Consider the following 14,184-nt stretch of genomic DNA (forward strand, 5'->3'; position numbering starts at 1 on the left):
CTATCATACTAATACAAACAAACGATTGGAGCTATTATAACTTTCACGACATAATGGCTATCAACAAATCAAGAGGAACTAAAAAACATGTTAAAGAATATTGAAGGTCAAACAATTCCACAGGTTACATTTGCAACACGTCAAAATGACGAATGGAAATCAGTAACTACCGATGACATTTTTAAAGGTAAAACAGTGGTTGTGTTTTCACTACCCGGTGCATTTACACCAACCTGTTCATCAACTCACTTACCACGCTACAACGAATTAGCTGGTGTACTTAAACAAAACGGCGTTGACGACATTGTGTGTTTATCAGTAAACGATACCTTTGTAATGAATGCATGGGCTGAGCATCAAGAAGCACAAAACATTACCTTATTACCAGACGGTAACGGCGAATTCACTGACGGCATGGGCATGTTAGTTGATAAAAACGATTTAGGTTTTGGCAAACGCAGCTGGAGATACTCTATGCTGGTTAAAGATGGCGTAATTGAAAAAATGTTCATCGAACCAGATTTACCTGGCGACCCGTTTGAAGTATCAGATGCAGACACTATGCTCGATTACATCAACCCTAAACAAGTTAAACCAGAGCCGGTGAGCATTTTCACTAAACCTGGCTGCCCTTTCTGTAAAAAAGCGAAAGCATTATTAACAGAGAAAGGCCTAGTATACGAAGAGATCACTATGGGTGCTGGCGCATCACTGACTAGCCTAAAAGCTATTTCAGGCCGTGAGACCGTACCACAAGTATTTATCGGCGGTAAGCACATTGGTGGCTCTGACGATTTAGAAAAATACTTTGCTTAATTAAGTAAATACCTTAAGCAAATAATAAGGGGCAGCAATGCCCCTATCCATACCCTTTTTAAATACCCATTTTAAATACCTATTTTATTAACTAATTTAAAAACCAGTTTTTTAATAAAATTGGTATTGAGGACATCACCATGAAAGAACTAAACACCGACGTTGTTGTAATAGGTGCTGGCACCGCAGGTTTAAGCGCTTACCGCAATGCAAAACAACACACGTCTAACGTATTAATGATTGAAGCAGGCCCATACGGTACTACCTGTGCGCGAGTTGGCTGTATGCCAAGTAAATTACTTATTGCCGCCGCAGAAGCCGCCCATGCAATTGAAGCCGCGCCAGCCTTTGGTGTGCACAGCTCAAAACCAACCATAAACGGTGTTGAAGTAATGGCGCGCGTGCGCAATGAGCGCGACCGCTTCGTAGGTTTTGTAGTAGAAGCCGTGGATGAGCTACCCACTGATGATAAAATAGTAGGCTACGCAAAATTTTTAGATGCCAATCGCGTACAGATTGACGACCATACAATTATTACCGCTAAGCGCTTTGTAATTGCTACCGGCTCTCGACCTGCTTACCCTAGCGTATTTAATAACTTTGGCGACAGACTAATCATTAACGATGACGTTTTCGATTGGCAAGACTTGCCAGAGTCAGTTGCTGTATTTGGCCCTGGTGTTATTGGCCTCGAAATTGGCCAAGCGTTGCATCGCTTAGGTGTTAAGGTAAAACTATTTGGTGTGGGTGGCGCGATTGGCCCAATTACCGACCCAGTTATAAAAGACTACGCAAATACTGTATTTGCTGAAGAGTTTTTTGTCGATACCGATTCAAACGTATCCGATATGAAACAAGTAGGCGATAAAGCGCAGCTTACCTATGTCGACAAAAACGGGCAAAAACAAACCGAGCAATTTGATTACGTACTTGCCGCGACGGGCCGCGTACCAAACACCGACAAACTCGGTCTTGAAAACACTGGCATTGAGCTTGATGAACGTGGCGTACCAATCGCTGATAAACACACAATGCAATGTGGCGACTCCAATATATTTATCGCCGGAGATGCCAGTAACATGATCCCACTACTGCATGAAGCGAGCGACCAAGGCTCCATCGCAGGGCAAAACGCGGGGCGTTTCCCTGATGTACGTATTGGCCTGCGCCGAGCGCCAATTGCAGCCGTTTTCAGCGACCCACAAATTGCTATGGTCGGTGAAACGTACAAGCAAATAACGGCTCGTTATGGTGAGTGTGGTTGTTTTGAAATTGGCGAGGTCAGCTTTGAAAACCAAGGCCGCAGCCGCGTAATGTTGAAAAACAAAGGTCATATGCGTTTATACGCAGAGCAAGGCACAGGCTTATTTTTAGGTGCTGAGTTTATTGGCCCACAAGCTGAGCATATCGCCCACCTACTGGCATGGGCTGTACAAAACAAAATGACTGTACCACAAATGCTCGACATGCCATTTTATCACCCAGTGATAGAAGAAGGCCTACGTACAGCACTGCGTGATTTAAACGCTAAGCTGAAATTTGGCCCAGATATCATTAACCAATGTATGGAATGTGGCCCTGGAGCATAAATAATAAAAAGCCAGTTAATTTAATTAATTGGCTTTATTACATATGATAAACTGCCAAATTATTAATTTTTTACAAGGAATGATTACATGGAAACTGACTTTTCTACTTTTGAAGAAGCGTTATATTTAGATAGTAAAAAAGCATTCAAGCAAATTTTAGCTGACTTGGGTGATGATATTTATGTAATCGGTTTTTATCACTCTGGTAGCTGTTCATTTTTACCTATGTTCAATACTCATACTGATTTTCAAAGCACATTTGAAGACGAATATGACTGCGAAGAAGATGACCGTTTACTCGCTAAATGGAACGTCAGTGACTTTCCATCATTAGAAGATTACTCAGAATATTTTGAACACAGTAGTGAAATTCTACAAACACTCGACAATGACGATAGCTATGAAATAGTCAGTGATGAAGAAATCCAAAAATATTGGCAAGCATGGTTATCAACCTTAGAGCGCGTGTTAATTCGCTTAGATAACGAAGGTATATTTTCAGAAGGTGTAGAGCGAAACTCAATCACGCTTGCCATACTCGCTTACGATGAAACTGAAGATGAGCAATTTTCACGCATTAAACGCATGAATCCGCCCGCTGTTTTAGCAACTATTGAAACCGATTTTGAAACAATGATTGCCAGCCGTAACGAAGCAGAGCAATTAGCGATGGCAGAATTTGAGCGTATGTTACAAGAGCGTTAGTTTTTAATAAATAGCTCTATATTGGCGCATAGTAAGTAATTGAGTAAAGACGAATTCAGCTATGGCTGCATTTCAATAAAATACATTAAAGCGAGCCTTTTTATAGGCTCGCCAAGTAGCTAAAAGGAATTTTATATGTGGTTTGAAAAACTGACAGGCTTTAGTGAAGAATCCCCGTTACAAGTGCATAAAAATTTATCAGTTAACGGTAATATTTTAAAATCTCATATTAATGCAAAGGAATATCATTGCGGCTTATTAGAAACACCATCATTAGCCGAATTAAGAAATCGCGTTAATAATAATAAAGCGCTAGATACAAAAAACTCTATTCGTGAAATCGTTGCGAATGTTCAAGACCTTCATACTGATAAGAACAATGTCGGCGCATTATTCCAGGTTGCCTCCCAATTCAACCTCTTAGAAATGGTTTCTCCTGATGTTACACCTGAGCACGGTGTCGATGGCTATGAGTATGATCGTACTCAAGGACCTGCTTGCGCTATAGCTGCAGGTGCCGGAACTATTTATCGAAACTATTTTGCAAACGTAAATGGTGAAATTGGTCAAACGGCTAATAATCAGATCGATTGCCTGAGTGACATTGGTGCCGCATTAGGAAATAAAAATAACCGTCTTTGGCAAATGAAAAATGGTTATGCTTTGGCATCTGAAGAAGGTTTAATAGAAATAAATGAAAAAATTAACTCTGCGACTAAATCTGAACTCGACAAATTAAAAGCTTTGTTACGCATTGGCATCCAATGGGATACAGAGGTGACACTAAATGATCTAAAGCAAACAGTCAGCCAAGTTTATTGTTCAGCGCTTCCTGTCGCATATTCACAAATACCTCCAACGTTATGGGCTAATTTTGCCAAACTGATATTAGAGGCTTGTTACGAAGCAACAATATGCTCTGCTATTTTGAACTATCAAAAAACAGGCAATAATAAAGTATATCTAACTCTTATTGGCGGCGGCGTATTTGGTAATGATAGACAATGGATCTTACAAGCCATTGAGCGCGCCTTGAAACTATACGAGTACGCAGACCTTGATATATTTATTGTAAGTTACGGCTCTTGTGATCCTTATGTTCAAAAATTCATAGATAATTTTTCAAAAAATAAATGATAACTACAGTAAAAAGCTAGCGTCATCAATAACGAAACCTTACCAACATAAGCTTAAGAGCGTTGGTAAGGCCCTAGCCTTTTCATTGTTAATCCAACGGCTTTTTATTTCATTAAGGCTTGCTTAGTAACAACTTTATCACCATGACTTGGCGGCGTTGAGGTAACAATAAAACCAGCTCGTCCGCAGCGTAGTTGCATAACTGATGCACTAACCCCGCTGGCACTGTAGGCCTTGTTGCGGGTTTTATATCGCTAACAAAGTCGCCTGCCCATTAAGTACAAAAAAGAACGGCTCTGCAAACTCATGCTTATGCGACTGCTCCCCGTCGGCACTCGCTCTTGGATCACATTCAATGCAGTACTCTTCACCAAATGCCAACCATCACAATTATCACCCTTATGCCCCCAGTTATAATGTTCAGCGTTATCGACTGAAATAGGCATTGCCATATCTTCGCTATCCCTTAAAAGCTACTGCACAACAAAGTAAAACATCACCGTTTAAAATAGTAGTCAATTTAATTTATACAAGGAAACCACACTTATTCGCGCATAAAAGTGTGAAAAAACACACTTATTAGCGCATAAAAGTGTAAAAACTTGCATTTATTCGCGCAATAAAGTGTAATTAATCATCTAGTGAGTAATACGAGACCTGCCATGCAACGATTAATTTTAGAAAAGTTATTAGATTGGAAATCTAAGCCAGCACGAAAACCCTTATTAATTGATGGCGCTCGCCAAACAGGTAAAACTTATTTATTACAAACTCTATTAGGCAGTACCTTTGCAAACGTGATTCGAATCGATTTTTTAGAGTCCCCGCAAATGAGTGAAGCATTCGCAGATTCGTTATCCCCCGAAAACGTACTATCTAATATAGAGCTACTTACAGGAAAAACGTTTGACCCTAATACAGATCTACTGATCCTTGATGAAATAGGCGAATGCCCTAAAGCAGTCACGTCCCTCAAATACTTTGCTGAACAAGCGCCGCACATGCATATTGCCGCCAGTGGTTCTAATATCGGTTTATTAAACTCCTTTCCTGTAGGTAAAGTGGAGCAACATAATCTGCGCCCTCTCACATTTCGTGAGTTTCTGATCGCCTCGAAAGAAACCGCTCTAATTAAGGCATTTGCAGCACAAACAAACTCAAGTGCAGCACATAGCAAATTATTCTCAAAACTCACTGATTATTACTTTACTGGCGGTATGCCAGAGGCTGTAAGTACATGGTTTGATTTATCTGATCACAGTATCATTGACCGCGTTCAAGCTGTAACAGATATTCATAAAAATTTAGTACTGGGATATCAACGAGACTTCGGCAAATACTCAGGAAAAGTAGATGCAGGATTAATTGAGGCTGTATTTAACAATGTTCCAGCACAGCTATCATCAGTGATGGATGAATCGGTTAATCGCTTTAAATTTAAAGGGATGCACGATAAAAAATCTCGCTATAGTGATTTTGAAAGCGCTATTTCTTGGTTAAATAAGTGCCGCTTGATACTCAAAAACCACCCTATTGATGGCACACCTAAAAGCCCACTAGCAGCATATAAAAAAGATAATATAGTTAAATTATTTCTTTTTGATGTGGGCTTATTAAATCATATGCTAAACATTGGGTATAAAGAAATAAAACAACAAGGCTATGAATACAAAGGCTTTGTGGCCGAAAACTTTGTACAACAGGAACTTGCTGCACAAGGCATTGACCCAACATATTCATGGGGTGATGCAAGAGCGGAGATCGAATTTGTGGTCTCTGATGACGAAGGCAACATACTGCCTATCGAAGTAAAAAGTGGTAAACGCACCAAAGCAAAATCACTACAATCGTACATAAATAAATGCCAGCCCATCAAAACAATTAAACTCACAGGCACGCAAGGCTCATCACCACTGGAAAAGGAGTATATTGTCCTCCCGCTCTACTACAGTGAATATGCAGTAAGCAAACACCTGAGGCTGATGAATTGATAAAAGATAGACCTATCAGATTGCACACCAATTTAAACATCGTTGAGAAAACTGGCGGGTGCTTACAAAGTGATCTGCTCCAGCCAGACTGGACACTTCATTAAGCGACATTTTTATTTTCAAAGTTAACTGGACTTAGATACCCGAGAGCACTGTGCCTTCTTGTCCGATTATAATCAACCTCGATGTATTCAAAGAGCGTTTGACGCATCTCGTCTCGCGTCATGATCGGCTCATATTGGATCGCTTCAACCTTCATTGAATGGAAGAAGCTCTCAACACAAGCATTATCCCAGCAGTTTCCTTTCCTACTCATACTTTGCTTTAGATTATAAGCGGTTATGATGTCTCGATAATCTTTTGAGCAGTACTGACTACCTCGGTCACTATGAACGATCACCTGCTCAGGGAACCCACGACGGAACAAGGCCATTGATAATGCATCGCAGACCAGTGTTGCGGTCATTCTGGTATCCATAGACCAGCCGACTACTTGCCTTGAATAAAGGTCAATAATTACCGCCAAATACAGCCAGCCTTCACTTGTCGCAACATAGGTGATGTCTCCCGCCCACTTTTGATTCGGAGCCTCCGCGTTAAAATCCTGAGCCAGCAGGTTCGGAGCAACTGGCATTTTATGTTTGCTATCCGTAGTGCACCTAAACTTACGTGCCGCTTTCGGCGTTAAATCCTGACGCTTCATACTAGCGGCAATGGTTTTAACATTACGGCTATCACCGTTCTCTGCCAGCTCTTTCTGGATGCGCCTTGAACCATCACGGCCTTTGCTGTTGTCAAAAGCCTTTTTGACCTTCGTATCAAGCTCTTGGCGAGTTACCTCGCGCTGAGTGGCCTTGTGGCGATGCTTAATCCAGTAATAAAACCCACTTCGTGAAACCCCGAACACCTTAGCCATGCGGACAGCACTGAAGCACAGCAGGTGTTCGAGCATAAATTCGTAGCTATCTACTTTAGATTTTTCGCGAAGTAGGTGGCGGCCTTTTTTACGATATCTAGCTCTTCAGCTTGCTCAGCCAATTGCCTTTTGAGCTTTGCGACTTCAGCGGCTAGATCTTTTTCCCGCTGACTGGTGCTAGTATCTTTCTTGGCTGCTTTACGCCAACCGTAGATCTGGGATTCGTGTAACGAGAGATGCTGCGCTGCCGTAGCTACTCCCAGCTTTTCTGCTAGTTTCAGTGCTTCTGCTTTAAATTCAGCAGAATGGAGAATACGTTTTTTCTTGTTTGTCATGGTTCACCTCATTAGTGATTGTACTCACTTAATTAGGTGTCCAAAACTGGTGGTGCGGATCACGCGCTTACTGTGCCAGCCGTTCTATTCATCGGCGCGATGATGGATCAAGAGGTTCGTCTTGGTCTATCCTCTTCTGATTTGGTATTACTTGTCACCACTTTAATGGTGTGCAAGGTAACATTCAGTAGTGGCCGAACCAATGTATTGCATGGCGCAACGCATTTGGTTCTGTTTGTGGTTTATCTTTTCCTGATGTTTGAGCATGCTTAGTCGATAACTTCAAATTCAATAAACCGCAGCCAATAAAAAGCCCGAGTTTAAACGCTCGGGCTTTTTATTGGCTGCAAGGCTTACGGTCAAATACGCTCTACACATTCACGAGCAATTACCAGCTCTTCATTGGTTGGGTTTATATTCATGGTAGATGTCATCAATATATTTTCTAATTCACTTTCGCCTATGCCTTTTGGGTTTATTCGGACGGTTGATTCAACCGATTTACTTGTAACAACATTTTCCAAGGTAATAAAGGTAGTATGATCATCAATATCCCTAATATGGTAAAAAAGTCTGGCACTTCATTGAATAAAGTAACACCAAATAAGGTGACAAATACCAGTCCTGAGTTCTCTGCTAGGGCAATAGAATTAGCAGGTGCTCGTTGATACGAAGCAACAGCTAATCCGTTGTAAGTAAGAACCAAAGTTGCACTTGCCAAAATGAACAGCAGATTCGTGGTCGAAAGAGGCACCCAATGGAATATAGCTAGGCAGCCAGAGATCGGTAGTGAAAGTAATGATGTCCAAAAAAGCGTGCTGACAACAGTTTGCTCCGTTGGTAATTTTTTCGCGGTAAGGTTGAACAAGGCAATTGTAAATGTAGTAACAAGGGCGAAGACTACCGCCAATTCAAATTCTGATGGTCTTAAAACCACAATCACTCCTGAAAACCCTATAAGAGATAATACACTGCTCTTAATCGTTAGTTTCTCTTGGAGAAGTAAAATCGATAATGGAAGCATCATTAGTGGCGCAGCATGAAAAATCGCATTAGCCGTAGCTAAAGTTAAGTGAGTGATTGCAATTACCATGCAACCACTGCCTATTATAATTAGATGTGCCCTAAATAGATTGAGTTTAGCGCTATACAGTTTTCGCTTTTGCTTGGACTGCTTTAACCATAAAGGATAAATAACTAAAGTAGAAAATAATTGCCGTATAAAAATGTATTGAAAGGCTGATACCTCCCCATTAAGTAACTTAACTGCGACATCAGATAGTGAAGCAGCAAGATTACCTAATATGAGAAAGATAATCGCGAGGTTTACCACAGGAAAAGACACTGTTATTTTTCCAACTTCATATCGATATGTGGGATGTCATCCTCCAAATACATTACAGAAGTCGGCATAAATCCATGGTTTTGGTAGAATTCTGATAGGTGTTCTTGAGCGCCAATTTCGATTGACTCTCTGGGCCACAACTTGTCACATGCACATAGAGCCTCTTGTACCAGTTGATGCCCTATGCCCCCTCCACGAGAATTTTTTGAAATAGCAACACGACCAATACTGACGGATGGATAACTAACCCCCTTTGACATTAAGCGTGCGCAGGCCATTAACTTGCCACCTTGATAACCCAGTAAGTGGTAAACACCTTCTTGGTGATCTTTACCATCCAACTCAGGATAGGGACATTCTTGCTCGACAACAAACACGTCAACTCTGAGTTTTAGCAGTTGATATAGTTGCATTGTTGTTAATTGGGGAAACGGATGGAGTTGCCAAGTAATCATTTTAATTCAGCCTTACACATATTGATATCCGAAATGTAGCAAGGTGAATAAGTCTAGACATTAACAATTGTTAAGTTGGATTGCGTTTTTTGATACGACTCAGGCTGATCGGTGTAATGCCAAGATAAGCTGCAATTTGATAATCGGTGAGGCGCTCTAACAAGTTAGGATAACTGTTACAGAACTGTTGATAGCGTTCTTCTGGAGTATAAAGCAACATAAAACGTTCTTTGTTTTCTTTATACATCAGTTGTATTTCCAATAGCTTGAGATAAATACTATATTTATTCTTACGCCATGTTCTTAATGTTTCGATAGGGAGAGACATAATCGAGCAAGAGGTAAGTGATTCAAGTTGGTGTGGTGATGGCGTTTGGTTAACTAGGCTTTCAAAACCAATGATCCAGTCATTTTCCCAATAAAACTGTTTGCTAAACTCTTTGCCCTTGTCAGTAAAATAAACAGCGTGACATATTCCTTCTAATAGAAAGAAAATCTCTTTTGCAACTTCCCCTTGATGGAAAAAAATATGCCGACTAGGCAAAGAACAAAGCTTTGCAGATTGCTTTAGCTGTTCTACTTCGTGTCGAGTAAAGTCATTTTTTTGTAACTGCTCTAGGAAAGCGTCAAGCATAATTGGTTGTACCTAAGTATTTATCTATAACCAAACATTAACTGAATATTTAAGCACACAATAAATTCGCCAAAAAACAATTAAAGCGGAGGTGTTCAGGTGATGATAACCTACATCAAATTAGCATTCTACGTGCCATTTTATACCCCTAGGTTCCTTATTTGTAGCTGTGAATGACTTACAAGCAAGAATCGTAATTAATAAGACAAGAAAATTTCGCATATTTACCTGTAGGTATCATTTATCAGCAAGACTTTGCAAGGTAGCATACCCTGTGAGTTTACTATCTACTAGTGTCTGCTTGTCGTTCAAAGCCGATCTTTAGAGTAATTGCGTTAGCTTGTTTCGGGGCAGAAACGAGTTACGCTTGAAGGTCCGCTCATGGCGAAAGCAAACTGGATGTTATTTGGGTACTTTAATAAAAGGACAGCGCTAAATTTTTTATATTTCAATTTACGATGCTATAAATGTGCTATAAAAAATAAGTGGAAGAAAAAAACCATGTAACTCATTGATTTTATTGGTAGCCCCTACAGGAATCGAACCTGTAACTGCCCCTTAGGAGGGGGCCGTTATATCCATTTAACTAAGAGGCCACATTCGAGCTTCGAGCTGATAGCTGATAGCTGATAGCTCCTATGCTTTTTATAAGCTATAATTAATGAAATTTTAACAATTAAAGAGCTACTGTTTTGCTCTTTATTTTTCGAATCAACAGAGTACAAGAAAAGGGAACTTGTTGTGGATAGTTTCATCCGGTCTATTTTGAATGCTTCTCGCGCTAAAAAGCGTGCTATCACCTTATTTATTGATTCACTTTTTATTGCCGCAGCATTTTGGCTTGCGCTTATAGTGCGTTTGGACAGCCTTGCACCTTTTAGTGAGGTGGGTAATTGGCTGCTGTTAGCAATGTTAATTCCTACTGGTTTAATCGCATTTATCAATCTTGGTTTATATCGTGCTGTATTAAGGTACATGAATTCGCAGGCGCTCTGGGCTATTGTGCTTGGTACTATTATTACTACTGCTTGCTTAGTCTTGTTGTCGTTTTTTGTGGGTATTACTATCCCACGTACCATGCCATTTATTTTTGCTTGGTTATGTTTACTTACCGTTGGTGGTTCGCGCATTTTAGTGCGAGCGATGATCGGCAAAATGGCCACCGTAAATAAAGAATCGGTTATTATTTACGGTGCAGGCTCAGCGGGAAGGCAGCTTGCAACAGCACTCGGTGCCGGGCCAGAATATTACGTTCGTGCTTTTATTGATGATGATCAAAGCAAACAAGGGTCTATCGTTCAAGGTATTCCGGTAATTTGTTTTAAAGATATTTATGAACTGATTAATAAAGGCAAGGCTACTAAAGTATTGTTAGCGTTACCAAGTGCAAGCCGAGCAAGGCGCAAAGAAGTACTTGCGCAGCTAGAGCCATTAACGATTAAAGTTTTATCTATCCCTGGTATGGCAGATGTAGTTGAAGGTAAAGCGCAGCTTTCTGAATTTAGAGAAGTTGAAATTGAAGATTTATTGGGCCGTGACCCAGTTACCCCAAAACCAGAACTTATGGCTGCCAACATTACTGGCAAAATAGTGATGGTTACTGGAGCCGGTGGTTCTATTGGCTCTGAGCTGTGTAGGCAAATAGTTAGGCAGCAACCTAAAAAACTGGTGTTATTTGAAATCTCTGAGTTTGGTTTGTATTCTATTGAAAAAGAATTAAATGAGTACATAGCAAATAATCATATTGATTTAGAGCTAATCCCAATAATGGGCTCTGTGCAACGTATTAACCGTATTGAAACCGTAATGATGGCATTTGGTGTACAAACGGTGTACCACGCAGCGGCTTATAAGCATGTACCTTTAGTTGAGCATAATGTGGTTGAAGGTGTGCGTAATAACGTATTTGGTACTTACTACGCAGCCAAAGCAGCCGTTAACGCAAAGGTTGAAACCTTTGTATTAATTTCCACCGATAAAGCGGTGCGACCAACGAATGTAATGGGCGCCACTAAGCGCATGGCTGAACTGGTATTACAAGGTTTAGCGCAAAGTAAAGGTAAAGAACATCGTACGCGTTTTTGTATGGTGCGCTTTGGTAATGTGCTTGGCTCGTCTGGTTCTGTGGTGCCGTTATTTCGCAGGCAAATTAAAGAAGGTGGCCCTATTACGCTTACTCACCAAGATATCACCCGTTTCTTTATGACCATACCGGAAGCTGCGCAATTGGTAATTCAGGCCGGCTCTATGGGCAAAGGTGGTGATGTATTTGTACTTGATATGGGGGACTCGGTAAAAATTAAAGATTTAGCCAGTAAGATGATCCGCCTTTCAGGCCTTGAAGTGAAAGACAAAACCAACCCCCATGGTGATATCGAAATTTTATGCACCGGCCTGCGCCCAGGTGAAAAGCTTTACGAAGAGTTATTAATCGGTGATAACGTTGGTGAAACGCCACATGAGCGAATTATGACGGCAAATGAAGCTATGTTGCCGCTACCTGAATTAAAAGTGTTTTTAGAAGCATTTGACATTGCCTGTCATAACTTTGACCACGAAATGATCCGCCAATTGTTACTCGACGCCCCAACGGGATTTAACCCAACGGATGGTATCTGTGATTTGGTATGGAATGCTAAAAAAGGCAAACAGCTCGAAAGTACTCCTCAAGCGAATGTGGTTAATTTGAAGGGGTAGGGGACGGTTAAAGGTACTAGGGGCTAGGTAAAAGACTAGGTGCTAGGCTTAACTTTGCCTTCTCGGTGTAGCTCGAAGCGCCTTGGTGTACTCGGTGGTAAAAAATTTTTAAATGATTTATTCACCACTGAGGGCACGGAGTTCACAGAGGTAGAGATTAAAGGCAGGAGCTAGGGAGTGATTAGGCACTAGGGAAGCTAGTTCCTACTGGGGTTAGATTTAGCCTGACACCTTTTAGTTTTAAACTGTTGTAATCATATATTGTGATGTGAATTAAAAAATTGGATGAAAGCCTCTAGGTATTAGGCGATATGCCTTTGTACTAAGATGCTTTAAATAAGACGTTTAAGGAATTTAAAATGAAAATTGCTGTTGTTGGCACGGGTTATGTTGGCCTGTCTAATGCTATGTTACTTGCGCAACACAATAAGGTTGTTGCCCTTGATATCGACGAAAATAAAGTTGCACTTTTAAAAGACAAGCAATCACCCATTGTTGACGTTGAAATAAGTGATTTTTTACAAAATAAGCAATTAAATTTTACCGCGACTACAAATAAAGAGTCAGCACTGGTTGGCGCTGAATTTGTAATTATTGCTACACCGACTGATTATGATCCTGAAACAAACTATTTTAATACCAATAGTGTTGAGTCGGTTATTAAAGATGTAATAAGAATTAACCCAACGGCGACTATGGTCATTAAATCAACTGTACCAGTAGGTTATACACAGTCGATTAAAGAAAAGCTTGGCACTGATAATGTAATATTTTCGCCAGAATTTTTACGTGAAGGTAAAGCATTGCATGACAATTTGTATCCATCTCGCATTATTGTCGGTGAGCAAAGTGAACGCGCAAAAACGTTCGCTAATTTATTGGCTCAAGGTGCTATAAAGCAAGATATTGAGGTTCTGTTTACTGACTCTACAGAAGCCGAAGCAATCAAGTTATTCTCAAATACCTATCTTGCAATGCGTGTAGCGTACTTTAATGAGCTCGATAGCTACGCTGAGAGCCATGGCTTAAATGCGAAGCAAATTATACAAGGTGTAAGCTTAGATCCTCGTATTGGTAACCATTATAATAATCCTTCATTTGGTTATGGTGGTTATTGTTTACCAAAAGATACTAAGCAGTTGTTAGCTAACTACAAAGATGTGCCAAATAATATGATTGGCGCTATTGTTGACGCCAACACTACCCGTAAAGATTTTATTGCGAACTCAATCATTAAGCGCAGCCCTAAAATAGTTGGCGTGTATCGCTTAGTTATGAAAACGGGGTCAGACAACTTTAGAGCATCTGCAATCCAAGGGATTATGAAGCGCATTAAAGCCAAAGGGATTGAAGTTGTCGTATATGAACCAGCTTTAAAAGATGAAGCATTTTTCAATTCACGTGTGATTAAAGATTTAAATGAGTTTAAAGAAATTGCTGATGTTGTTGTTTCCAACCGTATGGTTGAAGAGCTGAGTGATATTGCAGATAAAGTTTATACGCGCGATTTATTTGGTAGTGATTAAGTAATAGTTAAAGATTAAAGGTTAAAGGTTAAAGGTTA

11 protein-coding genes and 1 tRNA gene are annotated in these 14,184 nt (G+C 40.4%); 7 read left to right on the top strand and 5 right to left on the bottom strand.

The window, feature by feature from the left end:
- Nucleotides 1–87 precede the first annotated feature (87 nt).
- The 5 genes from H5154_RS20410 (at nucleotide 88) to H5154_RS20435 (ending at nucleotide 6,238) form a co-directional block, all read left to right on the top strand.
- Nucleotides 88–816, top strand: coding sequence for a glutathione peroxidase (locus H5154_RS20410; protein ID WP_145239576.1), 729 nt, complete (start codon nucleotides 88–90; stop codon nucleotides 814–816).
- Nucleotides 817–956: 140 nt separating this feature from the next.
- On the top strand, nucleotides 957–2,405 hold the full coding sequence (locus tag H5154_RS20415) for a dihydrolipoyl dehydrogenase (protein WP_182719455.1): 1,449 nt from the start codon (nucleotides 957–959) through the stop codon (nucleotides 2,403–2,405).
- An 87-nt stretch (nucleotides 2,406–2,492) separates the two neighbouring features.
- Entirely contained in the window at nucleotides 2,493–3,110 is a 618-nt protein-coding gene (locus tag H5154_RS20420) for a DUF4303 domain-containing protein (protein ID WP_182719456.1), read from the top strand.
- A 135-nt stretch (nucleotides 3,111–3,245) separates the two neighbouring features.
- Nucleotides 3,246–4,247 (top strand): hypothetical protein, encoded by a 1,002-nt coding sequence (locus H5154_RS20425; protein WP_182719457.1) that lies wholly within the window; start codon nucleotides 3,246–3,248, stop codon nucleotides 4,245–4,247.
- A gap of 662 nt (nucleotides 4,248–4,909) precedes the next feature.
- A complete protein-coding gene (locus H5154_RS20435) occupies nucleotides 4,910–6,238 on the top strand; it encodes an ATP-binding protein (RefSeq protein ID WP_182719458.1) in 1,329 nt (442 codons plus the stop codon).
- A 100-nt stretch (nucleotides 6,239–6,338) separates the two neighbouring features.
- Here H5154_RS20435 and H5154_RS20440 read toward each other — a convergent pair.
- The 5 genes from H5154_RS20440 to H5154_RS20465 all read right to left on the bottom strand — a co-directional run bounded on the left by H5154_RS20440 (nucleotide 6,339) and on the right by H5154_RS20465 (nucleotide 10,519).
- Nucleotides 6,339–7,489 (bottom strand): IS3 family transposase gene (locus H5154_RS20440; protein WP_095661212.1). Its coding sequence is split into 2 segments (ribosomal slippage): nucleotides 6,339–7,246 and nucleotides 7,246–7,489, totalling 1,152 coding nucleotides; the frame shifts between segments, so codons are not numbered across the junction.
- A 475-nt stretch (nucleotides 7,490–7,964) separates the two neighbouring features.
- Nucleotides 7,965–8,834: a DMT family transporter gene (locus H5154_RS24080; RefSeq protein WP_064626653.1), complete on the bottom strand. Its 870-nt coding sequence runs from the start codon at nucleotides 8,832–8,834 to the stop codon at nucleotides 7,965–7,967.
- Between the two features lie 2 nt (nucleotides 8,835–8,836).
- Nucleotides 8,837–9,289 carry a GNAT family N-acetyltransferase gene (locus tag H5154_RS20455; protein ID WP_064626652.1) on the bottom strand — a complete coding sequence of 151 codons (453 nt, stop codon included), beginning with the start codon at nucleotides 9,287–9,289 and terminating at the stop codon, nucleotides 8,837–8,839.
- Nucleotides 9,290–9,359: 70 nt separating this feature from the next.
- Nucleotides 9,360–9,923 (bottom strand): Crp/Fnr family transcriptional regulator, encoded by a 564-nt coding sequence (locus tag H5154_RS20460; protein ID WP_182719459.1) that lies wholly within the window; start codon nucleotides 9,921–9,923, stop codon nucleotides 9,360–9,362.
- A 521-nt stretch (nucleotides 9,924–10,444) separates the two neighbouring features.
- Nucleotides 10,445–10,519: transfer RNA gene (locus tag H5154_RS20465), tRNA-Arg, on the bottom strand.
- Nucleotides 10,520–10,664: 145 nt separating this feature from the next.
- Here H5154_RS20465 and H5154_RS20470 point away from each other — a divergent pair.
- On the top strand, nucleotides 10,665–12,620 hold the full coding sequence (locus tag H5154_RS20470; RefSeq protein WP_182719460.1) for a nucleoside-diphosphate sugar epimerase/dehydratase: 1,956 nt from the start codon (nucleotides 10,665–10,667) through the stop codon (nucleotides 12,618–12,620).
- 359 nt (nucleotides 12,621–12,979) lie between these two features.
- A complete protein-coding gene (locus H5154_RS20475; RefSeq protein WP_182719461.1) occupies nucleotides 12,980–14,146 on the top strand; it encodes a nucleotide sugar dehydrogenase in 1,167 nt (388 codons plus the stop codon).
- Nucleotides 14,147–14,184: the final 38 nt, after the last annotated feature.

The sequence above is a fragment of the Pseudoalteromonas sp. SR44-5 genome (assembly GCF_014163675.1).
Classification (GTDB): Bacteria; Pseudomonadota; Gammaproteobacteria; order Enterobacterales; family Alteromonadaceae; genus Pseudoalteromonas; species Pseudoalteromonas rhizosphaerae.

Excerpts from the sequence above, each read along its gene's own strand:
- H5154_RS20425 (WP_182719457.1), top strand. The coding sequence starts at position 3,246 with ATGTGGTTTGAAAAACTGACAGGCTTTAGTGAAGAATCCCCGTTACAA.
- H5154_RS20435 (WP_182719458.1), top strand. The coding sequence starts at position 4,910 with ATGCAACGATTAATTTTAGAAAAGTTATTAGATTGGAAATCTAAGCCA.
- H5154_RS20410 (WP_145239576.1), top strand. The coding sequence starts at position 88 with ATGTTAAAGAATATTGAAGGTCAAACAATTCCACAGGTTACATTTGCA.
- H5154_RS20415 (WP_182719455.1), top strand. The coding sequence starts at position 957 with ATGAAAGAACTAAACACCGACGTTGTTGTAATAGGTGCTGGCACCGCA.
- H5154_RS20455 (WP_064626652.1), bottom strand. The coding sequence starts at position 9,289 with ATGATTACTTGGCAACTCCATCCGTTTCCCCAATTAACAACAATGCAA.
- H5154_RS20475 (WP_182719461.1), top strand. The coding sequence starts at position 12,980 with ATGAAAATTGCTGTTGTTGGCACGGGTTATGTTGGCCTGTCTAATGCT.
- H5154_RS20460 (WP_182719459.1), bottom strand. The coding sequence starts at position 9,923 with ATGCTTGACGCTTTCCTAGAGCAGTTACAAAAAAATGACTTTACTCGA.
- H5154_RS20420 (WP_182719456.1), top strand. The coding sequence starts at position 2,493 with ATGGAAACTGACTTTTCTACTTTTGAAGAAGCGTTATATTTAGATAGT.